Raw genomic sequence first — 25,924 nt, forward strand, 5'->3', positions numbered from 1 at the left:
CGCCGGAGGACGTGCCTGCAGAGCCGCCGACCTCGCCCGCGCCGGCCGAGGCCCAGCCGCCCGCTGAGGCGCGACAGCGGGGACAGGCCCCCGAGTCGCAGGAGGCCTGGTTCAGCGAGCCCGCCGCTCCGCCGCCGCCGCCTCCGCCGCCGCTGCGGCGCGAGCCCGCTGCGGAGCCCGAGCCGGTCGTCGAGCACCACGAGCCCGTCCACGTCGAGCCGGAGCCCGAGCCGGTCGAGCCGGTCGAGCCCGAGCCCGTCACCCAGGTCACCTCGGACGAGCCCATCGGCGTGCGCCGCGCGACGGCGCCGTCGGTGCGCGACCTGCCGCGGGTGAGCGGGCCGACGCACAAGACCCCGCGCGCGCCGAAGCCCGCGCGCCGCCGCGGGACGCCCGGCGACCGGCGCGGCGCCCGCCGCGCCGTGGCGGCGGTGCTCCTCGTCGGCCTGCTGGCCGTCGCCTGGTTCCTCGCTTCGCTCTTCCAGCCGTTCTCCGGCGACGGCAAGGGCTCGGTGCGCATCACCGTCCCGCCGGGCAGCGACATCGGGGCGATCGGTGACCTGCTCGAGCAGCGCGGCGTCATCAGCTCGGGCTTCTTCTTCGAGCTGCGCGCCCGCCTCAGCGGCGACGGCGAGTCGCTGCGCGCCGGCAGCCACGTCTTCCGGCGCGACATGTCCTACGGCGCGGCGCTCGACGTCCTGACCGCGCCCGCCGAGGCGCCCAAGGTCATCCGCGTCACCATCCCCGAGGGCCGCGCGCGCACGGAGATCGTCCCGCTGCTCGAGGAGTCCGGGCTGAAGGGCTCGTTCCTGCGGGCCAGCGACCGCCACCGGGGCTTCAGCACCCGCCGCTACGGCGCGCCGACGTCCACGAAGACGCTCGAGGGCTTCCTGTACCCGGCGACCTACGAGCTGAAGGTCGGCTCGACGGCGGGCGACCTGGTCGGCAAGCAGCTCGACGCCTTCACCGAGGTCGCGCGCGACACGCGGCTGCGCTCCCGCGCGCGCCGGCTGGGCCTGGACGCCTACGAGGTCCTGACGATCGCCTCCATGATCGAGCGCGAGGTGCTCGTGCCGCGCGAGCGGCGGCTCATCTCCGCGGTGATCCACAACCGCCTCGAGCAGGGCATCCCGCTCGGCATCGACGCGACCATCCGCTACGAGCGGCGCAACTGGACGCGCCCGCTGCGCCAGTCCGAGCTCGACGCCGACACGCCGTACAACACGCGCAAGCGCCGCGGGCTGCCGCCGACGCCGATCGGCAACCCGAGCCGGCCGTCCATCGAGGCCGCGCTGCGCCCGGCCAAGAACGACTACCTCTACTACGTGGTCCGCCCGTGCGGGAACGGCGCGCACGCCTTCTCCTCGACCGACGCGGGCTTCCAGGAGGACGTCGCGGCGTACAACCGCGCGCGCGAGGCGCGCGGCGGCAAGGACCCCTCGGACTGCTGAGCGCCGTGGCGCGCCTCGGCGTCCTGGGCTGGCCCGTCGCCCACAGCCGCTCGCCCGCCATGCACACGGCGGCGCTGGCGCAGCTCGGGCTCGGCGGCTGGAGCTACCAGCGCCTGCCCGTCCCGCCCGAGCTCTTCGACGAGACCGTCCGCGGCCTGCCCGGCGCGGGCTTCGTCGGGGCGAACGTCACGATCCCGCACAAGGAGGCGGCGCTCGCGCTCGCCGACGACGCCACGCCCGCGGCCCGGACGATCGGCGCAGCCAACACGCTCAGCTTCTCCCCGGACGGCGCGATCGAGGCCGACAACACCGACGCGCCGGGTCTCCTGGCCGCCATCGGCGAGGACGTCGCCGGCATGGACGCCACGGTGCTCGGCGCCGGCGGCAGCGCCCGCGCGGCGGTCTTCGCGCTGCGCGAGGCCGGAGCGCGGGTCGCGATCTGGAACCGCTCCGCCGCCCGGGCCCGGCAGGTGGCCGAAGAGCTGGGCGCGACCGTCGTGGCCGCGCCGCAAGCCGGAGCGCTGCTCGTCAACTGCACGTCCGTCGGGCTGCACGATCCGGCGCGGACGTTCAAGGACCTCCCCCTCGATGCCGATGGTCTGGACCGATGGTCGATGGTCGTGGACCTCGTCTACCGTCCTTCGGGTACCGCGCTGCTCGACGCCGCCGCGCGGCGCGGGTGCCGGACCGTGGACGGGCTCGAGGTGCTCGTCCGCCAGGGTGCGCTGTCGCTCACCCGCTGGACGGGGCGTGAGGCGCCGCTCGCGGCGATGAGGACTGCGGCTCGTGGACCGGACACCCAACCCCGAGATGACGCCTGAGCCCGCACCCCATCTGCGCCCCGTCGGCGACGCCGACGAGGCTGCCGCGCGCCCGACGGGCTGGGACGGCATCACCAAGCCGCAGGGACGCTCGGGCTCCGCGCGCTTCCTGACCGACGTGCTCGTGGAGCTCGGTGCCGCCGACCGCGCCCGCGTCGATCGCGCCATCGACGAGGCGCGCTCCGCCGGGACGACGCCCGAGCGGCTGCTGCTCGAGCAGGGCCACATCAACCAGGACCAGCTGGCCCGCGCCGTCGCCGAGCGCCACGGCCTCGACCACCTGGACCTCTCCGTCTTCACCGTCGACATGGCGGCGGCGAACCTCGTCAGCAGCGCCGCGGCCAAGCGCTACGAGGCCGTGCCCGTGGCGTTCCTCGGCGAGCGCGGGCTGCTCGTCGCCATGGCCGACCCGGCCAACGTCCTGGCCGTCGACGACATCGCCCTCATGACGGGCTACGAGGTCCGCGCCGCGGTCGCCTCGCGCGAGGACATCTCCGCGCTCGTCGCCCGCCTCTCGCGCCTGGACGACGTCGTCGCCACGACGCTGGCCGAGGACGAGGAGGAGACCGCCGAGGTCGTCGACCTCCACGAGACGGCCGACGACGCGCCGATCATCAAGCTCGTCAACCAGATCGTCGCCCAGGCCGTCGAGCAGGGCGCCTCGGACATCCACCTCGAGCCCGACGGGCGCCAGATGCGCGTGCGCTTCCGCGTCGACGGCGTCCTGGTGGAGAGCACGAACGTCCCGCGCCGGATGGTCAGCGGCGTCGTGTCGCGCGTGAAGATCATGAGCGAGCTCGACATCGCCGAGCGGCGCCTGCCGCAGGACGGCCGCGTGTCGCTCACGATCGACGGCCACCACGTCGACCTGCGCGTCGTGACGCTGCCGTCCGTCCACGGCGAGACGGTCGTCATCCGCATCCTGGACAAGTCCAACGTCGTCCTCGAGCTCGACAAGCTCGGGATGGCGCCGCCCGAGCACGAGCGCTTCCTGCGCGCGATCCGCCGCTCGTACGGCGCGACGCTCGTCACCGGCCCGACCGGCTCGGGCAAGTCGACGTCGCTCTATGCCGCGCTGGGCGTCCTGAACTCGCCCGAGAAGAACATCATCACCATCGAGGACCCGGTCGAGTACCAGCTCGACGGGGTCACGCAGGTGCAGGTCAACCCCAAGGCGGGCCTGACCTTCGCCAACGGCCTGCGCTCGATGATGCGCGCGGACCCCGACATCATCATGGTCGGCGAGATCCGCGACCGCGAGACGGCGCAGATCGCCGTCGAGTCCGCCCTCACCGGCCACCTCGTCCTCTCGACGCTGCACACCAACGACGCGCCGACGGCGATCACGCGCCTCGTCGAGATGGGCATCGAGCCGTTCCTGGTCTCCAGCGCGATCGACTGCGTCGTCGCCCAGCGCCTGGCGCGCACGCTCTGCAGCCACTGCAAGCGCCGCGCGATCGTCCCCGCGGACACGCTGCGCGAGTCGGGCTTCCCGGCGCGGATGGACCTCGAGGCCTACGAGCCCGTCGGGTGCTCGCGCTGCGGCGGCAGCGGCTACAAGGGCCGTACCGGCCTCTACGAGGTGATGGTGCTGACGGAGGAGATCCGCCAGCTGGCCATCGAGCGCGCGTCGGCCGACCAGATCGCCGAGGTCGCCGTGCGCGAGGGCATGCGCCGGCTGCGGGAGGACGGCCTCGAGAAGGTCGCCCAGGGGCGGACCTCGGTGGCCGAGATCGCCCGCGTCGTCGGCGTCGGCTAGCGCGTCGCCTTGCGGACCGTCAGCGCGGCGCGGTTGCCCGTGCGGTCCGTGGCCGAGACGTCGAAGCGCACCGTCGCCTTGCGCGGCAGCTTGGAGACCTTGAGCACGAACAGCCCCCTGCCGCTGTCGCGGGCGACGACCGTGCGCGCCGTCGTGGTCTTCTTGCAGGACCTGCGCTTGCGGCCCTTGCGGCACGTGGTCGTGTAGGTCGCGCGGACGCTCGCGCTGACCGCCGCGACCCCGCCGGCGTCCAGCGCCCCGAGGTGCAGCGTGCACGCCGTCTTGGTGCACGCCCGCGAGAGCAGCGTGACGGTGGGGGCGCTGCGGTCCTCGAGCGGGCGGAAGGCCGGCGGCTGCGCCGGGGCGGGCTCCTCGGCCTTCGGCGTCTCGGGCCTGGGCTGCTCGGGGACGACGTCCGCGAGGTCCTGCGTCAGCGGCGCGGTGGCGCCCAGCGCGCCGGTGATGAACGCGCGGATCGACGGGTTGGCGACCTCGGCGTAGACGCCGGGGTAGGCGGCCAGGCCGCAGCCGTTGCCGAAGCTCACGATGCCGACGAGGGTGTTGGTGCCGGCGAGGACGAGCGGGCCGCCGCTGTCGCCCTGGCAGGAGTCCGTGCCGTCGACGGGCTCGCCGGCGCAGAGGTGGCGCTGCGGGACGATCGTGGGGCCGTAGGCGCTCGCGCACGTGCTGTCGGAGACGACGTGGACCGTGACGGCCCGGAGGTCGGTCGGGTACACGCCGTTGCCGGTGAAGTCCCCCCAGCCGCTGACGGTGACCGCCGTGCCGGTGTCCGGCGTGACGGAGGCCAGCTCGACGGCCTTCGTCGTCGTGCCGTCCAGCGTGAGCGGCGTCGCGAGGGTGAGGACGGCCGCGTCGTTGAGGCCCTTGGCCGCGTCGTAGCCGGGGTGGCGGACGCTCGAGACGACCGCGACGTCCTGGACCGGCGTCAGCAGCGACGTCGTGCCGGCGTAGACGCGGTCGGCGCTGAACTGCGCCGGGTCGTCGAGGCAGTGCGCCGCCGTGAGGACGTGCGTGGCGTCGAGGACCGTCCCGCCGCAGAACTGCTCGGGGCCGCTGAAGTGCGTGTCGTCGACGATGGCGACCTGCCACGGGACCTCGGTGCTCGTCGCCGTGTGGCCCCCGACGATGCGCGGCGTCGCACGGGCGAGGGCGTCGGCGGCGGTGGCCGCGGGGAGCACGGCGCAGGTGAGCAGGAGGGTCAGGAGGCGACGCACCATCGGGTCGTCGGCGCGTCGCCGCGCGGCCTTGACCTGCGGCCCTGGTGGCCTGGACGCGCGGGCTACCGGGTGCGCGCCGCCGTGCGCGCGAGGGCCGGCCCGGTCGGTGGCGCTGAGGGCGCACCCGCCCGCCGACCCGGCCGCGCGGCGCCGAGCGCGGGGTAGGACAGACGTCCAGTGCCGGGCAAGCCCGAGGCGCGGCGTGCCGATGGGAGAGACGTGCGCTTCGACTTCGCCGACCTGCTCATCGACGTCCTGGAGCGGCGGGCCTCCGACCTGCACCTCACCGCCGGCAACCACCCGATGATCCGGGTGCGCGGTCGCCTCGTGCCGATGGAGGACTACCCCGTCCTGGACGCGACGGACACGCGCGAGGTCGTCTACTCGATCCTCACGAACGACCAGCGCCAGCGCCTCGAGACCGACTGGCAGCTCGACTTCGCCTACGCGGTCCCCGGCACCGCCCGCTTCCGCGTCAACGCGTACTTCCAGCGCAGCGCGCTGGCCGCCGCCTTCCGCCTCATCCCGTCGACGATCGTCCCGATCGACGACCTGGGCCTGCCGCCCGTCGCCCACGAGTTCTGCAAGAAGCCGCGCGGGATCGTCCTCGTGACGGGCCCGACCGGCTCGGGCAAGTCGACGTCACTGGCCTCGATGATCGACGAGATCAACGAGACGCGCGAGGACCACATCCTCACCATCGAGGACCCGATCGAGTTCCTCCACGGCCACAAGAAGTGCCTGGTCAACCAGCGCGAGCTCGGCTCGGACGCGCCGACGTTCGCCGCCGCCCTCAAGGCCGCGCTGCGCCAGGACCCCGACGTGATCATGGTCGGCGAGATGCGCGACCTGGAGACGATCCAGACCGCGCTGACCGCCGCCGAGACCGGCCACCTCGTCTTCGGGACGCTGCACACCCAGAGCGCGCCGTCGACGATCGACCGCGTCATCGACGTCTTCCCGCCCCACCAGCAGAGCCAGATCCGCGTCCAGCTGTCGGTCGCCCTCCAGGGCGTGCTCACCCAGACGCTCATCCCGACCGCCGACGGCTCCGCGCGCGTCGTGGCGTGCGAGACGCTCGTGCCGACGCCCGCCGTCCGCAACCTCATCCGCGAGGGCAAGACCCACCAGATCCCGTCGGCGATGCAGACCGGCGCCGGCGTGGGCATGCAGACCCTCGACGCGTCACTGGCCGGCCTCGTCCGCGCCGGGAAGATCAGCCAGAAGGCGGCCGAGGCGCGGTCGTCCACCCCGGACGAGCTGCGGCGCCTGCTCGGCAGCGGCGGCATGCCCGCCGGCGGCGGCTACGGCGGCCTCCAGGCCGCCTAGCCCAGGGACGAGGAGCGAGGAGCGACATGGCCACCTACGTCTTCAAGGCGATGGACCTCACCGGGGCGAAGGCCGCGGGCGAGGTCGAGGCCGACTCCAAGCAGGTCGTCGCCGACCAGCTCAAGGCGCGCGGCCTGATCGTCCTGGACATCGCCGACAAGCACAAGTCGCGCGAGCTCAACCTCAAGCTCTTCCAGCGCGTCAAGGCCGACGACCTCACGATCTTCACCCGCCAGCTCGCGACGATGGTCGCGTCGGGCATGACGATCCTGCGGGCGCTGTTCGTCCTCGAGTCCCAGACCGAGAACGACCTGCTCAAGGAGACGATCGTCGAGGTCCGCAAGGACGTCGAGGCCGGCCTTCCGCTGTCGGACGCCCTCGAGCGCCACCCGAAGGTCTTCAACCCGCTCTTCGTCGCCATGACCCGCTCGGGCGAGACGGGCGGCATGCTCGACCAGTCGCTGCTGCGCGTCGCCGACCAGCTCGAGAAGGACGCGGCGCTGCGCCGCCAGGTCCGCGCCGCGATGGCCTACCCGCTCGTCGTCCTGAGCTTCGCGGTCTGCGTGCTCATCGCGCTCGTGGCGTTCCTCGTGCCGGTCTTCGTCGGCGTCTTCGAGCAGTTCGGCGGCGACCTCCCGCTCATCACGAAGTTCACCGTGAAGCTCAGCGAGCTGATGACCGGGTGGTGGTGGGCGATGATCCTCGCGACCGCCGGCTCGGTCTTCGGCTTCCGCAAGTACATCTCCACCGACAAGGGCCGCGCGAACTGGGACAAGTTCAAGCTCCGCGTCCCGATGAAGATCGGCGACATCGTCCAGAAGATCGCCCTTGCCCGCTGGTCCCGGACCCTCTCGGCCCTCGTCAGCGCTGGCGTCCCGCTCCTGCAGGCCCTCGACATCACCGCCAAGACCGCGGGCAACCGCGTCGTCGAGGACGCCATGCGCGCCGTCCAGGAGTCGGTCAAGAACGGCGGCTCCATCGCCGACCCGCTCAAGGCCTCCCCGGTCTTCCCGGGCATGGTCAGCCACATGGTGGGCGTGGGCGAGGAGACCGGCGCCCTGGACACCATGCTCACGAAGATCGCCGACTTCTACGAGGACCAGGTCAACGCCGCGGTCAAGCAGCTCACCTCGATCCTCGAGCCCGTGATGATCGTGGTCGTCGGCGGCATGGTCGGGTTCATCGTGATCTCGATGTACCTGCCGCTGTTCAAGGTCTACGACCAGATCAAGTAGTCGTCACCGACCGGTCGGTGGGTAGGACCACCGACCGTGCTGGACGTCCTGCGGTCCGTCCTCGGGCTCCTCGGGCTCGTCGCGTGGGCGACGTGGCTCGTCACCTACCTCCGACGGACCGGGTGGCGCGACGAGCACGGCCCGCGCCCGCTCCTGGCGGCAGCGGCCTCCGCAGGTGCGCTCGTCCTGTTCGGCAGCACGGCTGCGGTGGCGTTCGACTGATGGGGAACCCCACGCACCGGCCCCAGGTCGTGCGCGCTGGGGCGCGTGCTCGCGTGAGTCGCGCGAGCCGGAAGCCGACGAGCGGCCCGACACGCCGGCGGACGCGCTCGACGGCGTGGACGTCGAGGTCGTCGTCGAGTGGCACGACTGAGCCGGGCGCGCGCGGGTGCCGTCCTGCCCTCGGGCTGCGAGAGTCGCGCCGTGGCCGACTGGACCAAGAAGAACTTCGACGACCTGCGCGACGTGAGCCCGCCGGAGGTCCCGATGCAGTGGCGCTTCTCGCGCAACGCCCTCGGGTCGCCGGAGCTGGGCGTGAGCCGCTTCACCTACGAGCCCGGCGCGCGGATGCCGTTCGCCCACCGCCATCGCGAGCAGGAGGAGGTCTACGTCGTCGCGGCCGGCTCTGGGCGGGCGTGGCTCGAGGGCGAGGTCGTCGAGCTGCGCCAGTGGGACGTCCTGCGGTGCGCGCCGGCGGTCGGCCGGTCCTTCGAGGCCGGGCCTGACGGCATGGAGCTCATCTGCGTCGGCGGGCGGCGGCCCAAGAGCGGGGACACCGAGCGGTTCGACGACCCGTTCGCCTGAGGGCGAGACGGACCTCCTTCGCGTGCTGGCGGTGCTCGCCTCCGGGCCGGTCGGTTGGGTCTTCTGGGACCGCTGGTGGGCGGTCCTCGGCGCCATGCTCCTCCCGGTCGTCGAGGTCTGGGCGTTCTGGGGCCTCGGGTCGTACACCCGCGATGGGAACGAGAACTGGAGCCTCATCACGGTGCCGGTCCTCGCGGTCGTGTGCGGCGTCCTGTCGTCGGCGGCGATGTGGCTGCGCACCCGTCGCGAGGCACGGCGGCGAGGTCCCGGACCGAGCGGGCTGGACGGAGCGCGCGAGCGCCTCAGGCGTCCGCCGCCCGTGACACCGTGCGACGGTGCTCTGCGCGATGACCGGACAGCCGCACCGGCTCTTCTGGATGCGCTCGGCGTGGTGGTGCCAGGACTGCCGCCAGAAGGTCGAGACCTGCTGCGAGGGCGGTGGCTGTCCGTCGGTGGTCGAGGCGCTGCCGGACGAGCGCCCGGAGCCGCGGCGCGCGGTGTGAGTCCCGAGGTCGAGGTCGTCGACCCGCGCCGCCGCAAGGAGGTGCGCCGCTGGGCGGGCATCGAGCGCGCCGAGGGCCTGCCGTACGTCCCGACGCAGCGGGCGGAGCTGCGGCGGCGGGCGGGAGGGCGGTCGGCGCTGCGGGCCTCCTGGGAGGAGGCGCTGGTCCTCGGCGACCGCGCGAGGTGCCTCGTGACCGTCCGGCCCGAGCACCAGGCCAAGCTGGGGGAGGCGGTCGGCGGGATCGGCCACCTGTGGGCGGCGGACGTCGCGTCGGCGGTCACGCTGCTCGACGACGCGTGCGCGCGGCTGGCGGCGCAGGGCTGCACGACGGCGATCGCGCCGTACGACCACTTCCTCAACGCCCAGGCGCAGTGGGCGGTCGACGAGCTGCCGGCGTTCCCCAGGACCGGGGGCTCGCCGGTGGTCCGCGAGTCGCTCGAGACCGCGGGATTCGCGCGCCGATGGCCGTGGCTGACCTACCGCATCCCCCTCGACGACCCGTCGCGCTTCGACGTGCCGGTGCCGGAGGGCGCCACGATCCGCCGGGTGCGCCGCGCCGCCTGGTGGCGCGAGCTGGCGGTCCTCGCCGAGGTCCTGGACGAGGCGTTCGAGCCCGAGTGGGAGCACCATCCGTTCGAGGCGCCCGCCATGCGCGAGGTCTTCGGGCCGCTCCTCGCGCTCGTCGACCCGCGGCAGTTCCTGATCGCCGAGCTCGACGGCCGGGCGGTCGGCCTGTGCCTCGGGACCGGGGACCTGGGATCGCAGCTGCAAGCGGCGGCGGGCGGTGCGGGGCTGCGCGACGGCCTGCGCCTCCTGCGCGCCAAGCGCCGACCGGCGCGCGCGGGCGTCTTCATGGTCGGCGTCACCGAGGCGGGGCGGGGCCGTGGCATCGGTCGCGCACTCGCAGCCCAGGTGCTGCGTCGCGCGGTGGAGCTGGGAGCGACGGAGGGCATCTACCACCTCGTCAACGAGCACAACCGCGCGTCCCGCGCCCTCGCCGAGTCGCTCGGCGGGACGGGGCGCGTGGTGGCCCACCACTGGGCGCGGGCGCTCTGACGAGGGGCGGGCGGCCGTGCGCCCCTCGTCGTGGCGAGCCGTCAGCCGCAGTGTCCGAACCGGGGCGTGATCCAGGAGTCCCCGTTGCCGAGGTGGTCGCGCATCCGGCCGCCGAAGATCACGCACGTGCCCGGCGCGTGGACGTACAGCGGGCCCGCGTAGTACTTGAAGAAGCCGTCCTGGGCCTTGTAGTTCCCGCCCTTCTTGGCGATGGAGGCCTCGGTCCAGGACGGGATGCCGACGGAGCGGCGCTTGATCGTCACGGCGCAGTTCTTCTTCGTGGCGCCGCTCCACATGAGGTAGACCGTGCCGAGCACGCCGCCCTTCGGGCCCTTGAGGTCGTGCTGCTGCAGGACGCGGTAGCTGCTGCCGCAGACGCCCTTGGGCGTGTACGGGTTCGCCGCGGCGTGGGCGGCGGGAGCGGTGGAGACGGCGGCCGCGGTGGCAAGGGCGGCGGTGGACAGGACGGTGCGCAGTCGAGGCATCGCGTGCTTCATGCCCTGACGCGTGAGATGCGGCAGGGTGTCTCACGAAGCTCTCACGCGGCCGCGGGCAAGATCCGGAAGAAGTGCGGACGTGCGAGGCCTCGCCGTCGTCGATCCTCAAGGGGCATGGACGATCGTCGCTACGTCTGCCGCGGCTGCGGGCAGAAGTGGTTCATCCCGGCCAACCGCCCCGAGGTGCCGGACCTCGAGGTGTGCGAGGCCTGCGGTGGAGCGCTCGGGCCGCTCGCCGCTCGGCTCCAGGCGCGAGCTGGTGAGGTGGGGAGATCCGACACCCAGGTGTGCCGGAACCCCGCAGGACGGCGCTAGACCGGAGGCATGACCTCTCGCTCCGTCGTCCTCGGCACCGCCATCGCGTTGACCGTGGCCGCTCCCGCCGCTGCGCAGGCGCCGTTCTCCGCGCCGACGGCCGTCGGCGGGTTCGGCGCGCAGGTGCAGCTCGCCGGCACCTCGTCGCTCGCCGTCACCGCCGAGGGCCGTTCCGTGCTCGCCGGCAGCGGCGACACGGCGAACGTGCGCTTCCCGGTCGCCGCGTTCGGCTCGCCGGGGGACGTCCCGCGCGTCGGGCGCAGCCTGAGCGCGCCGGGCGTCATCACCTCCCAGCCGGTCGTCGCCGCCGAGGGCCGGGTCGCCGCGGTGGTCTGGGGCGCCGGCCACACGGCGTACCTGCGCGTCGCGACCGACGGCCGCTGGGGCCAGCCGATCGCGGTCGGGCGTTCGCGCCTGAAGCCGCAGCCCGCCGTGGCGATCCAGCCCGCCACCGGGCGGATCACCGTCCTGTGGCGCGGCTCGTCGCGCAGGGGCAACCGCCTGCAGTGGCGGATCACCACCGGCGGCAAGCTCGGCCGGACCCACACGCTCGGCGAGTTCGGCAACGACCCGCGGATCGGCACCGACCGCTCCGGCAAGACGATCGCCGTCTGGACGCCCTACAGCGTGACGACCCGCGGCGTGCGCACCGCCGCCCGCCGGGTCGGCGAGTTCACGAAGCCGATGTCGATCACGACGGCGCAGGCCCAGGACGTGCGCCTGGACGTCGGCGCCGACGGCGAGGCGATCGCCGCCTGGCGCACGCCGAGCGAGGGCGGGGCGGACGTCCAGGCGCCGCGGGGCACGCCCACCTGGTCCACGCGCACGGCGAACACCGCGTTCTCGCGCCCCCAGCAGGTCGCGGGTGTGGCCGATGCGTCGACGCTCAGCCTCGACCGCGGCGCCACCGGCGCAGCCGTCCTGGCCTTCGACCGCCAGACCGACGACCTGACGGCCACGGTCTCCGCGGTCTTCCGCCCGGCGCCGGGCCGGCCCTTCGGCGCGGTCCAGGCGCTGGGCACGCCGGGCTTCGTCGCCGCTCCGGGCGCCAGCGCCGCGGTCGACGACCGCGGGGTCGCGACCGTCGCGTGGGGCGCGAGCGTCCTGAGCGGCCAGACCGGCGAGCCGGGGCTGTACGCCGCGCGCTCGACGCCCGCCGGGGCGTTCGGCGCGCCGCAGCGGATCGACGCCGCCGCGGTGCGGGCGCCGGTCCTGGCGGCGGCGGGTGGCTCGACGACCCTGCTGGCGTGGGTGGGGGAGGGCGGCGTCCGCGTCGCCCGAGCCGCGCCTTGAGCCCCGGTCGCGCAAGGACGAGCGGATGAAAGGTGCCAGGCACCTTCCACGCGCGCGCACGGAATGTGCCTGGCACTTTCCGGGTGGCCGAGGCCGGAGGCGCCTAGACCGCGACCGGCTCCGCGCGCTCGTCCGGCGCGTCGGCGCCGCCCGCCGCGCCGCCACCCCGCGAGAACCGCAGGCCCTCGTCCTCGATCGGCCCGTGGCGCAGCATCCGGATGTCGCGCGCGTAGTTCTGGTGCAGGCGCCACGGCGCCCGCGCGCCCTGCTTGGGGAACTGGTCGAGGGAGCGCAGGACGTAGCCCGAGGCGAGGTCGATGAACGGCTGCAGCGGCTGGCCGTCGTCCGGGGCCAGCGGCCGGACCTCGCGGTAGCCGTGGGCCTGCATGTGGTTGAGCAGCCGGCAGACGTAGTCGGCGGTCAGGTCGGCCTTGAGCGTCCACGACGCGTTCGTGTAGCCGATCACCGCCGCCAGGTTGGGCAGGCCGGTGAACATGAGGCCCTTGTAGCCGACGGTCTCGTTGACCGGCACGGCGCGCCCGTCCACCTCGAGCTGCATCCCACCGAGCGCGACGAGGTTCAGGCCCGTCGCCGTCACCACCACGTCGGCCTCGAGCTCCTGGCCCGAGGTCAGCCGCAGCCCCGTCTCGGTGAAGGTCTCGATCGTGTCCGTGACCACGGAGGCCGACCCGTCGCGCAGCGCCTTGAACAGGTCGCCGTCGGGGACCAGGCACATGCGCTGGTCCCACGGGTCGTACGCGGGCTTGAAGTGCTTGTCGACCTCGTAGCCCTTGGGCAGCTGGCGCGCGACGCCCGCCCGGATGAGCCGCCGCACGAGCCCCGGCGCCGCCCGGCTGAGGTTGAAGAACGCCGTCTGCGCCAGCACGTTCTTCCACCGCACGACCGAGTAGGCGGTCTTCTGCGGCAGGCGCTTGCGCAGCGCGTCGGCGATCGGGTCGCGCGCCGGCAGGGTGAAGACGTAGGACGGCGAGCGCTGGAGCATCGTCACGTGCGCCGCCCGCTCGGCCATGGCCGGCACGAGCGTGACCGCCGTCGCGCCGCTGCCGATGACCACCACGCGCTTGCCCGCCCACTCGAGGTCCTCGGGCCAGTGCTGCGGATGCACGAGCGTCCCGGCGAAGCGCTCGACGCCCGGGAACTGCGGCGTGAAGCCCTCGTCGTAGCGGTAGTAGCCGGTCGCGCCCAGCAGGAACCCGCACGTGAGGTGGACGACCTCGCCGTCGCGCTCGACGTCGAGCGTCCAGCGCGAGTCGGCCGTCGACCAGGAGGCCCCCAGGACCTTGTGGCCGAAGCGGATCGTGTCCTCGATCCCGTGCTCGCGCGCCGTCTCGCGCACGTACTCGAGGATCGACGGCCCGTCGGCGATCGCCTTCGCCGCCGCCCACGGCTTGAAGCTGTAGCCGAGGGTGAACATGTCCGAGTCCGACCGGATGCCGGGGTAGCGGAACAGGTCCCACGTGCCGCCGATGGCGTCGCGCGACTCGAGGATCGCGAACGTCCTGCCGGGGCACTTCTCGCGCAGGTGGCACGCGGCGCCGATGCCCGAGAGGCCGGCGCCGACGATCAGGACGTCGAAGTGCTCGTGCTCCATGGCCCGCACATCATGGCAGGGTGGAGCACGAAGGTGACCAGGTGGTCACCCACCCCAGAGCGAGGGCAGGACGAGGGCGACCGCCAGGCCGCCGAGCCCCATGCCCACCGTGGACGCCGCGCCCTGCGCCTCGCCCTCCTCGAGCATCCGCGCGGTCCCGACCCCGTGCGCCGCCACGCCGTGCGCCAGGCCGCGGGCGACGGGATGGCGCACGCCGAGGGCGTCGAGCAGCGACGGCCCGAAGGTCCCGCCCGCGATGCCGGCGATGATGCTCGTGGCGGCGCTGAGCGCGGGGGAGCCGCCCGGCAGCTCCTCGGCGATGGCGATCGACATGGGGCTCGTGGCCGAGCGCGACGTCGCCGCCAGCGACCACGCCTCGGGCAGCGACATCACCCGCGACGCGAGCCAGCCGAGCGCCGCCGCGGCGACCGCGCCGGCGACCACGCCGCCGCCGATCGCCCGGGCATGGCGCAGGATGAGCGCGCGCTCGCGGTGCACCGGCACGGCGAGCGCGACGACCGCGGGCCCGAGCAGCCACGTCAGCGCCTCGGTCCCGTCGTGGTAGTCGTCGTAGTCGACGCCGGCCGCCACCACCACGACGCCGAGGACCAGCAGCGCGACGAGCGTCGGGTTGGTCAGGGGCGAGTGGACGCGGTCGCGCAGGCGCAGCGCGCCGACGTAGGCCAGCGCGGTGACCGGGAGCCAGAGGAGCTCCTCAGCCACGTTCGAGGTCCCGCACGACGCCGCGCTGCACCAGCACCCCGACGAGCCCGATCGTCACCAGGCCGCCCACGAGGATGATCGACCCGAGGCCGAGCCACTCGCCGACGCTGCCCTCGACGTCGAGCACGCCCAGGCCGGCCGGGACGAACAGCAGGCCCAGCCAGGCGAGCAGGAGGTCGCCCGACGGCTCGACCCAGGCCAGGCGCACGACGCCGAGCTCGAGCAGCGCGAGGAGCAGGACCATCCCGACGACGCTGCCGGGCAGCGTGACCGGGAGGATCGATGCCAGCGCCTGGCCCGCCTCGAGCAGCCCCCAGAGCAGCAGGAAGGAGGCGGCGAGGCGGAGCAGGCGGGCCACCCGCCCGAGCCTACGAGGCCGGGACCGATGGCGGGTGCCAGGCACCCGTCACCCGTGCGGCGTGCTCGCCGCCGTGCGCCGGCTCGTCGCCGTCGAGTGCCTCGGCCACCAGGACGGCGGTGCCGAAGGCGAGGGCGACCGCCGCGAGGGCGCCGACGACGCGCGGCGACGGCCCGCCGTGGATGCCCGTCCGGTGCACGACGGCGTGGCCCTTGCCGCGCGCGATGAGCCACCGGTTGACCGGGATCGCCACGGCGCCCGCCACCGCGAGGGCGAAGGACAGGCTGCCCCAGAACAGGACGTCGCCCAGCCCCGCCTCCATCGCCCCCGGGACGGCGACCATCACGAGGTTGTCGACGACCTCCATCGTGGCGATGCTCAGCGTGTCGGACGCGAGGGCGATCGGGACGACCGCCGCGAGCGCGAGCCCGCCGCGCAGCAACGGGATGCTGGTCAGCAGGTAGCCGAAGAAGAACGCCAGCGTCACGGAGATGGCGACCGTGCCCAGCTCCGAGAAGCCGGCGGCGGTCCCGATGACCATCCCCAGGACCTCCCCGATGGCGCAGCCGGTGAGGCAGTGCAGCGTCGCGCTCAGCGCCACACCGGTCAGCGCGCGGCCGCCGTCGGGCAGGTCATGGTGCTCGTGGTGGTCCATGGCGACCAGCATACCCCTATGGGGTATCAGGGACGACTACGGTCAGCCACACCATGCCCGAGCTCCGTGGCGAGAAGGTGGTCCTGCGCGACGTCCGTCCCGAGGACGGGCCGGCACTGCGGGCGATGCACGCGGCGCCCGAGGTCGCGGCGTGGTGGGGCCTGCCCAAGGACGACTTCCTCGAGACCGACGACGACGCCGACACGCTGCTGGCCATGGAGGCCGACGGGCAGCTCGTCGGCTACCTGCAGTTCTACGAGGAGCGCGACGCGGACTGCAAGCACGCCACGATCGACCTCTTCCTCGACCCCGGTCACCACCGCCGGGGCCTCGGCAGCGACGCGCTGCGCACCGTGATCGGCCACCTCGTCGACGACCGCGGCCACCACCGCATCACCATCGACCCGGCCGTGGACAACGCGCCCGCCATCGCCTGCTACCGCGGCGTCGGCTTCCGCGACGTCGGCGTGATGCGCGCCTACTGGCGCGACCTCGACGGCCGCTGGCGCGACACCCTGTTCATGGAGCTCGTCGTGCTCGAGGACGGCTAGACCGGCGTCCGCGGCGCCTCGACGACCCAGCTGCCCTCCAGGTGGACGACGCGGTGCTCGCCGGCGACGACCACCCGCAGCGCGACGTCGCCGCAGCCGGGACAGCGCAGGACGAAGCCCGCGCCCTCGTACAGCCGGTGCGCGCCGATGGCGGCGACCTCGCCGCAGCCGTCGCAGCGGCGCAGCATCGAGGTCATGTCGCCGCCCAGCAGCTCGCTCAGCACGCCACCGAGCGCGTTGCCGTCGAGCCAGGTCTCAGCGGTCATGTCAGGTCAGCTCCCGGTCGGGCCGAAGCGCTCGGCGTGGATGGCAGACGGTGCGTGGCCGAGCTCCACGAGCAGGTCGGCGACGTGCTCGACGAACCCGGTGGGGCCACAGACGAAGACACGTGGCGCCGCGGACGCCGGCGGCCCCGCGGCGCGCAGGAGGGCGGCGTCCACGCGGCCGGTCGCGCCCGTCCAGCCGGCGGGCGCGCTGCGCGTGAAGGTCTGGTGCAGCCGCACGGACGGCGAGCGCGAGACCAGGTCGTCGAGCTCGGTCGCGTAGAGGACGTCGCCCGCGCCCCGCGCCGACAGCACGAGGTGGACCTCCGCCTCGCTGCCCTGCGCGGCGTGGTGGCGCAGCATCGCCATCAGCGGCACGAGCCCCGAGCCGCCGGCCACGAGCAGCAGCGGCCCGCCCTGCTCGGCGCGCCAGGTGAAGTGCCCGCCGATCGGCCCGCGGACCTCGAGCTGGTCGCCCTCGAGCACCTCGTCGACGAGGTACGGCGACACCTCGCCGTCCTCCAGGCGCTCGACGGTGATCCGCAGGACCCCGTCCTCCGGCGCCGAGGCGATCGAGTACGACCGCTGGGCCTGGTAGCCGTCCTCGGCGGTCAGCCGCACGTCGACGTGCTGGCCGGCGCGGTGGCCCGGCCAGTCGTCGACGTCGAGCTCCAGCGTCCGCGCTGCCGCGGTCTCGGGGACCACGCCGGTGACCGTCGCGATCCGCCAGAGGACCGGGGCGCGCCGTTCGAGCGTCGCCACCCTCAGTCGCTCCAGTACCGCTGCTCCCGCCACGGGTCGCCGTGGTTGTGGTAGCCGGCGAGCTCCCAGAAGCCCGGCTCGTCGTCGATGGTCAGCGTGATGCCGCGGACCCACTTCGCGCTCTTCCAGAAGTAGAGGTGGGGCACGACGAGCCGCGCCGGCCCGCCGTGCTCGGGGTCCAGCGGCTCGCCCTCGAAGGTGTGCGCGATCCAGGCCTTGCCGTCGACCAGGTCCTCGAGCGGCAGGTTCGTGGTGTAGTCGCCGTCGCACCACGCGCTGACGAACTCCGCCTCGGTCTCGACGCCCTCGAGCAGCGTGTCGAGCGAGACGCCGGTCCACGTCGTCCCGAGCTTCGACCACTTCGTGACGCAGTGGATGTCGACCGTGAACGTCTCCTGGGGCAGCGCCAGCAGCTCGTCCCACGACCACGTCCGCGCCGCGTCGACCGCGCCCTGCACGGTGAAGGACCACTGCTCGAGCGGCGTGCGCGGGGTCGGCCCGGCCGACAGCACGGGGAAGTCGTCGACGACGTACTGGCCGGGCGGGACGCGCGCGGGGTCGACCTCCCGGCGCGGGCGCCCGCGGAAGCCACGGGAGATGGGCGGCATGGCGGCCGATCGTGTCACGCCGGCCCGCGCCCGTCGAGGCCTCGGAGCTCCTACTCGCAGCCCACGCCGTCGCCGTCGGCGTCGAGGCGGTACTCGTCCGGGCCGGTGACGGTGTACGGGCCGCCGAGCTCGCCGCAGTCGTAGTCGCGTCCCGTCGGCACGCAGGGTGAGTAGGAGGGGTGGCAGCCGGTCCGCGGCGGTCGGGGTGGATCGGGCGGTGGAGACGGCGCATCCGTTGGCTTGGGCCTCGGGCACGCGCTCCTGCTCAGCCGCACGCGGCCGCCGCCGACCTTGCGCGCCGTCACGCCGGTCGCGACCCACGTCCCACCCCGTCGGGCGAGCACCCACCGCACGCGGAAGAACTGCCGCACGACGTCGCCCGAGCAGGCGTCGCGGTCGCGCGAGCGGATCGCCACCCGGACGACCGCCCGCCCGGAGACCATCCGCACGCTCGCGCGGTTCACCTTCGTCCCGAGCGAGCGCCGGAACCCGGAGCGCCAGGCGTCGTAGGGCCCGAGCCGGCGCCGGACGCTCGCCGACAGCAACCGCCAGGCGCTGCGATGGCGTCGCTCGTTGAGCAGGAAGTAGAAGCGGCGGACGACGCGCTCCGCCTCGTCGGCCGGTGAGACGTCGTCGGCGTCGTCGGGCGCCGGGGTCGTCGCCTCGGAGGGCAGGGGCCTGTGGAAGTCGCCCGCGCAGTCGCGCCACACGCCCGTCACGGCGGCGCGCGCCGCCGTCTCGGCCTGCTGGTAGCTGGTGACCCGCGCGAACGGCGTCGGCGCGCCGAGGAAGACCTCGCCGTAGCCGCTGGCGATGACCGCGAGGCCGATGTCGGCGCCCGCGACGGTGTCCGCGTAGGCCAGGACCCGCCCGGCGCTGTCGACGAGGCCCTGGGAGGGCTCCGTCGTGAGCGTGACCTGCTGGCCGGTGAAGCTGGCGACGACCGCCGCGGCCTGGCGCGCGCCGCACTCGCCGGCAGCGTCGTCGCGCTCGATCTCGGGCGCGTCGACGCCGATGAGGCGGACCGTCGCCGTCCGGCTGTCCGCTCCCCGCACCTCGACGGTGTCCCCGTCCAGCGCCCGGACGACGGTCGCTGCGACCTGCTGCTGTGCCTGTGCCGCTGCCGGCAGCGACCCGCCGACGGCGAGCGCGGCGACGGCGATGACCGCACGACGGACCCCTGACCCCATGGCGCAGTCTTGACGCTGCGCGCAGGGCCCTGCAGCCCGGTGCGACGAACGGCGCTAGAGGGCCGGCTCGCCCTCGACGGCCCGGCGCTCGAGCTCGCGCCAGGCGTCGGCGTCCATCACGTCGAGCAGCGGGTCGCGAGCCAGCACGTAGCCGAGGCCGTCCTCGCTCTCGGTCACGACGAACCCGGTGGTGCGGGTGCCGGCGATCGTGGTGAGGGGGAAGTGGGCGAGGAAGAGGACGAGCTGTGCCGGGAGCCGGATGACGGCACCGAAGAGCGACAGTCGTGCGGAGAGGGAGGAGGGCATGGGCCAGGCGGACGCTAGTCCGGTTGGGATCGCGCTCCGAGCGCTTGGTCACACACCGGATGCCCGGTGGACGGATGGCGGATGCCAGGGGCGTCAGCACATGAGGTGCTGGGCACGTCGGCGTTCGTGTTCCTCTTCTTCAGCAACCGCCTCGGCTGCTTCGGGTCGCTCGTCGTCTCCCTCGTGGTGACGCTCGTGCTGCTCGCGCTGATCGGCGTGCTCTAGGCGGCCAGCGGCGCCGGGGCCGGCGCCGCCGCCCTCGTGAGCAGCGGGCGGACGCTGGCCAGGACGCCGGCGACGAGGATCCCGGCGAAGACGAGCAGGGCGACGCGCGGCTCGAGCTCCTGGGTCAGCAGGCCGAGGCCGACGACGGGGACGACGAGCCCGAGGTAGCCCGCCAGGAAGAGGCCCGCGAGCGCCTCGGCGCGATGGTCGTCGTCGGCGATCTTCGCCACGGTGATGACCGCCCCCTTGAACAGGCTGCCGGCACCGCCGCCGAGGACCACGCCGCCGGCCAGGAACAGCGCGAGGCTGGGCGAGGGCAGCCACAGCGCGAGGACGAGCGCGGCCGCCCCGAGGACCATCGCGCCGCCGCCCATGGCGACGAGGTCGCGCTCGCCGCGCGAGGCGAGGACGACCTGGGAGGCCGCCGAGGCGGCGAAGACCACGAACGCCGCGAGGCCCGCGAGCGCGCGGGACGGATGGCCGAGCTCGCCGGCCAGGAACGTCGGCGCGAGCGACGTGAAGAGGCCGAAGGCGGCGAAGCCGAGCAGCGCCCCGCCGCTGGCGCCGAAGAACGCGGGACGGGCGGCGGCCGGGACGACGACGCGCTGCGGCCGGTAGGCCGGGCGCGCCGCGTGGGCCGTGCGCGTCTCGGGCGTGCGCCAGACCAGCGCCACGGCGAGCAGCAGCAGGGCCAGGAACACGAGGTACGGGACCGTCAGCGGCGAGGTGACCCACTGGGCCAGCACGCCCGACACGAGCGGGCCGAGGCCGATGCCGCCGAGGTTGGCGGCGATCGCGACGACCTCGGCGCGCCGCGGCGGCGCGTCGGGCCGCGCCGCGCGGTGCAGCTCGGCCAACCAGGCGGTCGCCGTCGCCGTGACGGCGCCGACGCCCAGGCCGCTGACGGCCCGCGCGACGAGGAGCCCGGGGACGTCGCGCCAGACGAGGAAGACGACGGCGCTCGCCGCGCTGACCAGCAGGGCGGGGGCCAGCAGCCGGCGCCGGCCGTGGACGTCGGAGAGGTGGCCGACGAGGAAGAGCGAGGCCAGGACGCCCGCCGCGTAGGCGGCGAAGACGATCGTGACCGTCAGCGAGCCGAAGCCGTCGCGCGCGGCGTAGATCGCGTACAGCGGAGTCGGGACCGCGGAGTACGCCATGACCACGAGGAAGGCGAAGGCGACGGCCCAGAAGCCGTGACGGTGGCGGAGCTCAGGCACGAGGACAGCGTCCCGCGCGACGTCATCGCGCACAACGCAGAGTCTCGATGGTCGTCATCTCCGAGAGAGATAGCCTCCGGGCGATGGAGCTGCGCCACCTGACCGCGTTCGTCGCCGTCGCCGAGGAGCGGTCCTTCACGCGCGCCGCCGACCGCCTGCACGTCGTGCAGTCGGCGGTCTCCGCGACGCTGCGGGGCCTCGAGGCCGAGCTCGGCGCCGCGCTCGTGGACCGCAGCACGCAGCCCGTCTCGCTCACCGACGCCGGCGAGGCGTTCCTCGTGGAGGCCCGCCGCACGCTCGAGAGCGCGCAGGCGGCGCGCGACGCGGTCGACCAGGTCCGCGGCGGCTTGCGTGGCACCGTCCGCCTCGGCGTCATGCAGGCGCGCCGGTCGCCGGGCGCCAGCGTCCCCGAGGTCCTGCTGGCCTTCCGCGAGCGCCACCCGGCCGTCGAGGTCGTCATCGGCCACACCGGCGGCTCGACGGAGATGGCGGGCCACGTCCGCGAGGGCGTCCTCGACCTCGCCTTCGTCTCGCTCACCGACCGCCGCCCCGCGGGGCTCGACCTCCTGCCGCTGACCACGGAGCCCGTGGCGCTGGCCTGCCACCCCGACCACCCGCTGGCCGGCCGCAAGGAGGTCGAGCTCGCCGAGCTCGTCGACGAGGTCTTCGCCGAGGCGCCCATCGGCTGGGGCACGCGCATGGCGGTCGAGCAGGCGCTCGCCGCCCGTGGGCTCACCCGCAAGGTCACCTACGAGGTCAACGACGTGGCGAGCGTCGTCGAGTTCGTCGAGCACGGGCTCGCCATCGCGCTCATGCCCGAGTCGTTCCTCGCCACCCAGGCCCACGGTCGCGTCGTCGCCGTCGCGCTCGCCGACCCGCCGGCGTTCCGGACCTACCTGGCCAGCTCGTCCGAGCGCCGGCTCAGCGCCGCGGTCGTCGCCCTGCGCGACACGGTCGCCGAGCTGTCCGAGCGCGCTACGCCGCCGCGGCGCGCGCGGCCGCGGCGACCGCCAGGACGTCCGCGCGCTCGTTGAGCTCGTTGCCGACGTGGCCGCGCACCCAGTGCCAGCGCACGGACGCGTGGCGCGTGCACTCGGCCTCGAGCGCCTGCCACAGCTCCTGGTTCTTGACCGGATCGCCCCCGGCGGTCTTCCAGCCGCGCTTCTTCCAGCCGGCCATCCACGACGTCATCCCGTCGTGGAGGTACCGCGAGTCGGTCACCACGCAGGCCAGCGACCCGTCGGGCAGCGCGCGCAGGCCCTCCAGCGCCGCCGTCATCTCCATGACGTTGTTCGTGGTGTGCGCCAGGCCGCCGCTGAGCTCGACCGGGGCGCCGTCGCCGTCCTCGCAGACGAGCGCCGCCCAGCCGCCCGGGCCCGGGTTGCCCTGGCAGGCGCCGTCGGTCCACACCAGCACCTCGCCGAGCGCGGCCTCGGGCATCGTCCCCGGCAGGGACTTGGCCTTGCGCTTGAAGGGCGGCTTGCGGGACGACGACGCGGCGGGCACGGCGGCGCAGGGTACGGCGGCCGGCGGACGGCGCGGCGGCCGTCACCAGGGCGTGGTGGGCTGCAGCACGGCCGCCGACAGCGCCTGGGTGCGCAGGTGCGTGATCCCTTGGTACTCGGGGTCGGCGACCATCTGCGAGAACGCCTGGCGCGACGGGTAGCGCACCAGGAGCACGGCGTCCCACTCGTGCGACGCGGGCGCCACGAGCGAGCGTCCGCAGTCGCCGACGTGCAGCACCTCGCCGCCGACGCGCTCCAGGAACGGCCGGATGTCGCGGGCGTAGGCCTCGTAGCTCGGCCGCCCGCCCTGCGCGAAGCGCAGGAGGTTGAGCATCACGACCGGCCCGCCCGGGTCCTCCTCGAGGAAGCGCTTGAGGTCCTGTCCGGTGGGGTCGACGGCGTCGCTCATGCCGCGATCCTGCCGCACGCCGGACGGTCCGTGCATCCGGGCACCCCGCTGTGGGAAGGTCGCCCACGGAGGGTCAACCGAGGAGGAGAGGAGACCGTCGTGCGTCAGCTGACGAGCCTCGATGCGCAGTTCCTGGCGATGGAGGGACCGACGACCTACGGGCACGTGTCGGGCCTGGCGGTCTACGACCCGTCGACCGCCCCGGGCGGGCGGCTGGAGGTGGGCGACGTCTGCCACCTCGTCGGCGAGCGCCTGCACCTGCTCGAGCCCTTCCGCTGGAAGCTCGCCGAGGTCCCGTTCGGCCTCGACGACCCCTACTGGGTGGAGGACGAGGACTTCGACCTGGACTTCCACATCCGCGAGAGCGCCGTGCCGCCGCCCGGCGACGACCGCAAGCTCGCCCAGGTCGTGCAGCGCATCTGCGCGCGACCGCTCGACCGCTCCCGTCCGCTCTGGGAGATCTACGTCATCCACGGCCTGCAGGGCGGCCGCGTCGCGCTGCTGACGAAGATCCACCACGCCGCGGTGGACGGCATGAGCGGCGCCGAGGTGCTCAGCGCGCTGCTCGACCTCGAGCCCGAGGGCCGCGAGCTGCCGCCCAAGCCCGACCGCTGGGGCGAGCCCAAGCCCGGCCAGCTCGAGATGCTCGGCCGTGGGCTGCTCGCCGCGCCCAGGCACCCGGTGCGCGCCCTGCGGGCCCTGCCGCGCGCGGCCGCGAACCTCGAGGACCTGCCGGCCGCCGGCGCGCTGCCGGGCGTCCGGCAGGCCGGCCGCGCGGTCACGCGGTTCCGGCGCGCGCTGCCCGGCGCCCCCGAGCTCGAGCTCCTGGACTCCGAGGCGACCCGCGCGCCCAAGACCCGCTTCAACGACCGCATCACGCCGCACCGGCGCTTCGCGATGCGCAGCATCTCGCTGGAGCGCGTCAAGGCGGTCAAGAACGCCATGGGCGTGAAGGTCAACGACGTCGTGATGGCGATGTGCGCGTCGGCCGTCCGCGAGCTGCTCATCGACCTCGGCGAGCTGCCGGAGGAGCCGCTGGTGGCGATGGTGCCGCTCAGCGTCCGCACCGACGAGCAGATGGGGACCTACGGCAACCGCATCTCGGCGATGTTCGTCCCGCTGCCGACAGACGTCGACGGCGCCGAGGAGCGGCTGCTCGCGGCGCACCGGTCGATGAGCGGCGCCAAGGACCGCCACCGGGCGGTGCCCGCCGACATCCTCCAGGACGTCACGAGGACCCTGCCGCCGGCCGTCTTCGCGCGCGCCACGCGGCTGACGACCCGCCTCGGTGCGCTGGGCCGGCTGCGCCCGTGCAACCTCGTGATCTCGAACGTCCCGGGCCCGCCGATCCCCCTGTACTGCGCGGGCGCGCGGCTCGAGGCGCACTTCCCGGTGTCGGTGATCACCGACGGCGTCGGCCTGAACATCACCTGCATGAGCTACCGCGACCACATCGACTTCGGCATCGTGGTCGACCGCGACCAGCTCGACGACCCGTGGCCGCTCGTCGACGCCCTCGAGCACGCGCTCGAGGACCTCGAGGTCGCCGCGGGGATCACCACGCGCGAGGGCGATCCCGCGCCCCCTCCGCCGGTCAGCGTCCCGTGAACCGCGGCGCGCGCTTGGCCAGGAAGGCGGCGATGCCCTCGCGGCCGTCGTCGGACGCGGCGCTCGTGGCGATGTCGTCGGCCTCGCGGGCGAGCTGCTCCTCGAAGGTGGCGGTCGCGCCGGCGCGCAGCAGGCGCTTGGCCCGGCCGTAGGCCCCGGTCGGGCCGGCGGCCAGCGTGGCGGCCAGCTCGCGCGCGCGGGCCTCGAGCGCGTCGTCGGCCACGACCTCGCTCACCAGGCCGAGCTCGAGCGCCTGCGCGGCCGTGAGGCGCTCGTTGAGCAGCGTCAGGGCGAGGGCCTTGCGCAGGCCGACGATGCGCGGCAGCGTCCACGACGAGCCGCCGTCGGGCGACAGCGCCGCGGCCGTGTAGGCCATGGTGAACCGCGCGGACTCGGCGGCGAGCACCAGGTCGCCGACGATCGCCAGCGAGAAGCCGCCGCCCGCCGCCACGCCCTGGACGACGGTGACGACCGGAGCGTCGAGCGCCTCGAGGGCGATGATCGCGTCGTGGAAGTCCGAGGCCAGCGCGTGGACCATCGTCCCCGGGTCCTCGGCCGCCGCCATCGCCGCCAGGTCGCCGCCCGCGCCGAACGCCCGGCCCTCGGCGCGCAGCAGCACGCAGCGGACGTCGTCGCGCGCCGTGAGCTCCTGGGCGCGCGCCTTGAGCGCCGCCGCGAGCTCGGGGTCGATCGCGTTCATCGCGTCCGGGCGGGCGAGGACGAGGTCGGCGACCCCGTCGCGGAGCTCGAGCCGGACGGCCTCAGACATGGTCGACGAAGAGGTCGACCGCGAGGTCGGCGTCGGCGCCGGCGCAGTTGTAGACCGACAGGTCCTCGACGCCCTCCTCGAGCAGGACGTCCTCGCAGAGGAAGGAGTTGCCGGTGCACTCGCGGCTGTCGCGCGTGATGACCGCGTACGCGGCGTCGGAGTAGACCTCGGGCTTGCGCGCCTTGGCCATCGCCGCGTCGCCGCCGAGGAGGTTCTGCACCGCCGCGGTGGCCACCAGGGTGCGCGGCCACAGCGTGTTGGAGGCCACGCCCTGCTCCTTGAACTCCTGCGCGACGCCGAGGCCCACGAGGGTCATGCCGTACTTGGCGATCGTGTAGCCGGTGTGCGGCGCCAGCCACTCGGGCCGCAGGTCGATGGGCGGGGAGAGCGTCAGGACGTGCGGGTTGTCGCTCTCGAGCAGGTGGGGGAGGCAGGCGCGGGTGACGACGAACGCGCCGCGGCAGTTGATGTCGAGCATGAGGTCGAAGCGCTTGGGCTCGAGGTCGAGGTTGCCCGCGAGGTTGATCGCGCTGGCGTTGTTCACGCAGACGTCGATGCCGCCGAAGCGCTCGACGGCCTGGTCGACCGCCGACTGCACGGAGCCCTCGTCGCGGATGTCGCCGACGATGGGCAGCGCCTGGCCGCCGGCCTCCTCGATCGCGGCGGCGGCGGTGTGGATCGTGCCCTCGAGCTTGGGGTGCGGCTCGGCGGTCTTGGCGATCAGCGCGATGTTCGCGCCGTCCCGGGCGGCGCGCAGGGCGATCGCCAACCCGATCCCCCGGCTCGCGCCGGAGATGAACATCGTCTTGCCCTCGAGGGTGCGCTTGGACATGGTGTCCGAACCCTAGAGGCGCACCGGC

The 25,924-nt window shown here is 74.2% G+C and carries 29 protein-coding genes; 13 read left to right on the top strand and 16 right to left on the bottom strand.

Annotated elements, in window-relative coordinates:
• The first annotated feature begins 11 nt into the window (after positions 1–11).
• Genes mltG through JUB12_RS01960 form a run of 3 tightly spaced genes read left to right on the top strand, consistent with a single transcriptional unit; the run spans position 12 to position 4,031 of the window.
• Positions 12–1,451, top strand: a complete 1,440-nt coding sequence (gene mltG / locus JUB12_RS01950; protein ID WP_205697935.1) for an endolytic transglycosylase MltG — start codon at positions 12–14, stop codon at positions 1,449–1,451.
• Positions 1,448–2,272 (top strand): shikimate dehydrogenase, encoded by an 825-nt coding sequence (gene aroE, locus JUB12_RS01955; protein ID WP_371822314.1) that lies wholly within the window; start codon positions 1,448–1,450, stop codon positions 2,270–2,272. The genes mltG and aroE overlap by 4 nt, the downstream gene beginning before the upstream one ends.
• Positions 2,238–4,031, top strand: coding sequence for a GspE/PulE family protein (locus tag JUB12_RS01960; RefSeq protein WP_205697936.1), 1,794 nt, complete (start codon positions 2,238–2,240; stop codon positions 4,029–4,031). Before aroE ends, JUB12_RS01960 begins: the two co-directional genes overlap by 35 nt.
• Here JUB12_RS01960 and JUB12_RS01965 read toward each other — a convergent pair.
• Complete coding sequence (locus tag JUB12_RS01965) at positions 4,028–5,269, bottom strand: serine protease (RefSeq protein WP_205697937.1); 1,242 nt, start codon at positions 5,267–5,269, stop codon at positions 4,028–4,030. The two genes, JUB12_RS01960 and JUB12_RS01965, sit on opposite strands and share 4 nt — an antisense overlap.
• Before the next feature lie 219 nt (positions 5,270–5,488).
• On the opposite strand from JUB12_RS01965, the gene JUB12_RS01970 reads away from it, so the two are divergent.
• The 6 genes from JUB12_RS01970 (at position 5,489) to JUB12_RS01995 (ending at position 10,198) form a co-directional block, all read left to right on the top strand.
• The gene (locus tag JUB12_RS01970; RefSeq protein ID WP_205697938.1) at positions 5,489–6,598 is read left to right on the top strand and encodes a type IV pilus twitching motility protein PilT; all 1,110 of its coding nucleotides are present in this window, start codon (positions 5,489–5,491) and stop codon (positions 6,596–6,598) included.
• Positions 6,599–6,624: 26 nt separating this feature from the next.
• Positions 6,625–7,833 (top strand): type II secretion system F family protein, encoded by a 1,209-nt coding sequence (locus JUB12_RS01975; RefSeq protein ID WP_205697939.1) that lies wholly within the window; start codon positions 6,625–6,627, stop codon positions 7,831–7,833.
• A gap of 36 nt (positions 7,834–7,869) precedes the next feature.
• On the top strand, positions 7,870–8,055 hold the full coding sequence (locus JUB12_RS01980) for a hypothetical protein (protein ID WP_205697940.1): 186 nt from the start codon (positions 7,870–7,872) through the stop codon (positions 8,053–8,055).
• 201 nt (positions 8,056–8,256) lie between these two features.
• Positions 8,257–8,637, top strand: a complete 381-nt coding sequence (locus JUB12_RS01985) for a cupin domain-containing protein (protein WP_205697941.1) — start codon at positions 8,257–8,259, stop codon at positions 8,635–8,637.
• 347 nt (positions 8,638–8,984) lie between these two features.
• Positions 8,985–9,140, top strand: a complete 156-nt coding sequence (locus tag JUB12_RS01990; protein WP_205697942.1) for a hypothetical protein — start codon at positions 8,985–8,987, stop codon at positions 9,138–9,140.
• Entirely contained in the window at positions 9,137–10,198 is a 1,062-nt protein-coding gene (locus JUB12_RS01995) for a GNAT family N-acetyltransferase (protein ID WP_205697943.1), read from the top strand. Before JUB12_RS01990 ends, JUB12_RS01995 begins: the two co-directional genes overlap by 4 nt.
• A 41-nt stretch (positions 10,199–10,239) precedes the next feature.
• On the opposite strand, the gene JUB12_RS02000 is transcribed toward JUB12_RS01995, so the two are convergent.
• The gene (locus JUB12_RS02000; protein WP_205697944.1) at positions 10,240–10,683 is read right to left on the bottom strand and encodes a hypothetical protein; all 444 of its coding nucleotides are present in this window, start codon (positions 10,681–10,683) and stop codon (positions 10,240–10,242) included.
• 336 nt (positions 10,684–11,019) lie between these two features.
• On the opposite strand from JUB12_RS02000, the gene JUB12_RS02005 reads away from it, so the two are divergent.
• Positions 11,020–12,303 (top strand): hypothetical protein, encoded by a 1,284-nt coding sequence (locus tag JUB12_RS02005; RefSeq protein WP_205697945.1) that lies wholly within the window; start codon positions 11,020–11,022, stop codon positions 12,301–12,303.
• A gap of 103 nt (positions 12,304–12,406) precedes the next feature.
• Here the strand turns inward: JUB12_RS02005 and JUB12_RS02010 are convergent, their stop codons facing one another.
• Genes JUB12_RS02010 through JUB12_RS02025 form a run of 4 tightly spaced genes read right to left on the bottom strand, consistent with a single transcriptional unit; the run spans position 12,407 to position 15,651 of the window.
• Positions 12,407–13,915 (bottom strand): NAD(P)/FAD-dependent oxidoreductase, encoded by a 1,509-nt coding sequence (locus tag JUB12_RS02010; RefSeq protein ID WP_205697946.1) that lies wholly within the window; start codon positions 13,913–13,915, stop codon positions 12,407–12,409.
• Between the two features lie 45 nt (positions 13,916–13,960).
• A complete protein-coding gene (locus JUB12_RS02015) occupies positions 13,961–14,638 on the bottom strand; it encodes an LrgB family protein (RefSeq protein ID WP_205697947.1) in 678 nt (225 codons plus the stop codon).
• Positions 14,631–14,996 (bottom strand): CidA/LrgA family protein, encoded by a 366-nt coding sequence (locus tag JUB12_RS02020; RefSeq protein WP_205697948.1) that lies wholly within the window; start codon positions 14,994–14,996, stop codon positions 14,631–14,633. The genes JUB12_RS02015 and JUB12_RS02020 overlap by 8 nt, the downstream gene beginning before the upstream one ends.
• 10 nt (positions 14,997–15,006) lie before the next feature.
• The gene (locus JUB12_RS02025) at positions 15,007–15,651 is read right to left on the bottom strand and encodes a DUF4396 domain-containing protein (protein ID WP_205697949.1); all 645 of its coding nucleotides are present in this window, start codon (positions 15,649–15,651) and stop codon (positions 15,007–15,009) included.
• A gap of 53 nt (positions 15,652–15,704) precedes the next feature.
• On the opposite strand from JUB12_RS02025, the gene JUB12_RS02030 reads away from it, so the two are divergent.
• Positions 15,705–16,202 (top strand): GNAT family N-acetyltransferase, encoded by a 498-nt coding sequence (locus JUB12_RS02030; protein WP_205697950.1) that lies wholly within the window; start codon positions 15,705–15,707, stop codon positions 16,200–16,202.
• On the opposite strand, the gene JUB12_RS02035 is transcribed toward JUB12_RS02030, so the two are convergent.
• The 6 genes from JUB12_RS02035 to JUB12_RS02060 all read right to left on the bottom strand — a co-directional run bounded on the left by JUB12_RS02035 (position 16,199) and on the right by JUB12_RS02060 (position 20,773).
• Positions 16,199–16,468: a DUF6510 family protein gene (locus JUB12_RS02035; protein WP_205697951.1), complete on the bottom strand. Its 270-nt coding sequence runs from the start codon at positions 16,466–16,468 to the stop codon at positions 16,199–16,201. The genes JUB12_RS02030 and JUB12_RS02035 overlap by 4 nt on opposite strands.
• 6 nt (positions 16,469–16,474) lie before the next feature.
• Positions 16,475–17,233 carry a ferredoxin reductase gene (locus JUB12_RS02040; RefSeq protein WP_371822315.1) on the bottom strand — a complete coding sequence of 253 codons (759 nt, stop codon included), beginning with the start codon at positions 17,231–17,233 and terminating at the stop codon, positions 16,475–16,477.
• On the bottom strand, positions 17,230–17,835 hold the full coding sequence (locus JUB12_RS02045; RefSeq protein ID WP_205697952.1) for a sulfite oxidase-like oxidoreductase: 606 nt from the start codon (positions 17,833–17,835) through the stop codon (positions 17,230–17,232). Before JUB12_RS02045 ends, JUB12_RS02040 begins: the two co-directional genes overlap by 4 nt.
• Before the next feature lie 50 nt (positions 17,836–17,885).
• A complete protein-coding gene (locus tag JUB12_RS02050; protein ID WP_205697953.1) occupies positions 17,886–19,025 on the bottom strand; it encodes a thermonuclease family protein in 1,140 nt (379 codons plus the stop codon).
• Between the two features lie 54 nt (positions 19,026–19,079).
• Entirely contained in the window at positions 19,080–19,331 is a 252-nt protein-coding gene (locus tag JUB12_RS02055) for a hypothetical protein (protein ID WP_205697954.1), read from the bottom strand.
• A 221-nt stretch (positions 19,332–19,552) separates the two neighbouring features.
• Positions 19,553–20,773 carry an MFS transporter gene (locus tag JUB12_RS02060; RefSeq protein ID WP_205697955.1) on the bottom strand — a complete coding sequence of 407 codons (1,221 nt, stop codon included), beginning with the start codon at positions 20,771–20,773 and terminating at the stop codon, positions 19,553–19,555.
• Between the two features lie 83 nt (positions 20,774–20,856).
• Here JUB12_RS02060 and JUB12_RS02065 point away from each other — a divergent pair, with 83 nt between their 5' ends.
• The gene (locus JUB12_RS02065) at positions 20,857–21,807 is read left to right on the top strand and encodes a LysR family transcriptional regulator (RefSeq protein ID WP_205697956.1); all 951 of its coding nucleotides are present in this window, start codon (positions 20,857–20,859) and stop codon (positions 21,805–21,807) included.
• Here JUB12_RS02065 and rnhA read toward each other — a convergent pair.
• Positions 21,749–22,213 carry a ribonuclease HI gene (gene rnhA / locus JUB12_RS02070; RefSeq protein WP_205699681.1) on the bottom strand — a complete coding sequence of 155 codons (465 nt, stop codon included), beginning with the start codon at positions 22,211–22,213 and terminating at the stop codon, positions 21,749–21,751. The genes JUB12_RS02065 and rnhA overlap by 59 nt on opposite strands.
• Positions 22,214–22,321: 108 nt before the next feature.
• Positions 22,322–22,687: a DUF1330 domain-containing protein gene (locus tag JUB12_RS02075; protein WP_205697957.1), complete on the bottom strand. Its 366-nt coding sequence runs from the start codon at positions 22,685–22,687 to the stop codon at positions 22,322–22,324.
• Positions 22,688–22,786: 99 nt separating this feature from the next.
• Between JUB12_RS02075 and JUB12_RS02080 the strand changes: the two genes are divergently transcribed.
• On the top strand, positions 22,787–24,295 hold the full coding sequence (locus JUB12_RS02080; RefSeq protein WP_205697958.1) for a wax ester/triacylglycerol synthase family O-acyltransferase: 1,509 nt from the start codon (positions 22,787–22,789) through the stop codon (positions 24,293–24,295).
• Here JUB12_RS02080 and JUB12_RS02085 read toward each other — a convergent pair.
• Entirely contained in the window at positions 24,282–25,064 is a 783-nt protein-coding gene (locus tag JUB12_RS02085) for an enoyl-CoA hydratase/isomerase family protein (RefSeq protein ID WP_205697959.1), read from the bottom strand. The genes JUB12_RS02080 and JUB12_RS02085 overlap by 14 nt on opposite strands.
• On the bottom strand, positions 25,057–25,896 hold the full coding sequence (locus JUB12_RS02090; protein WP_205697960.1) for an NAD(P)-dependent oxidoreductase: 840 nt from the start codon (positions 25,894–25,896) through the stop codon (positions 25,057–25,059). Before JUB12_RS02090 ends, JUB12_RS02085 begins: the two co-directional genes overlap by 8 nt.
• Positions 25,897–25,924 lie beyond the last annotated feature (28 nt).

The organism is Conexibacter sp. SYSU D00693 (assembly GCF_017084525.1).
Lineage (GTDB): Bacteria > Actinomycetota > Thermoleophilia > Solirubrobacterales > Solirubrobacteraceae > Baekduia.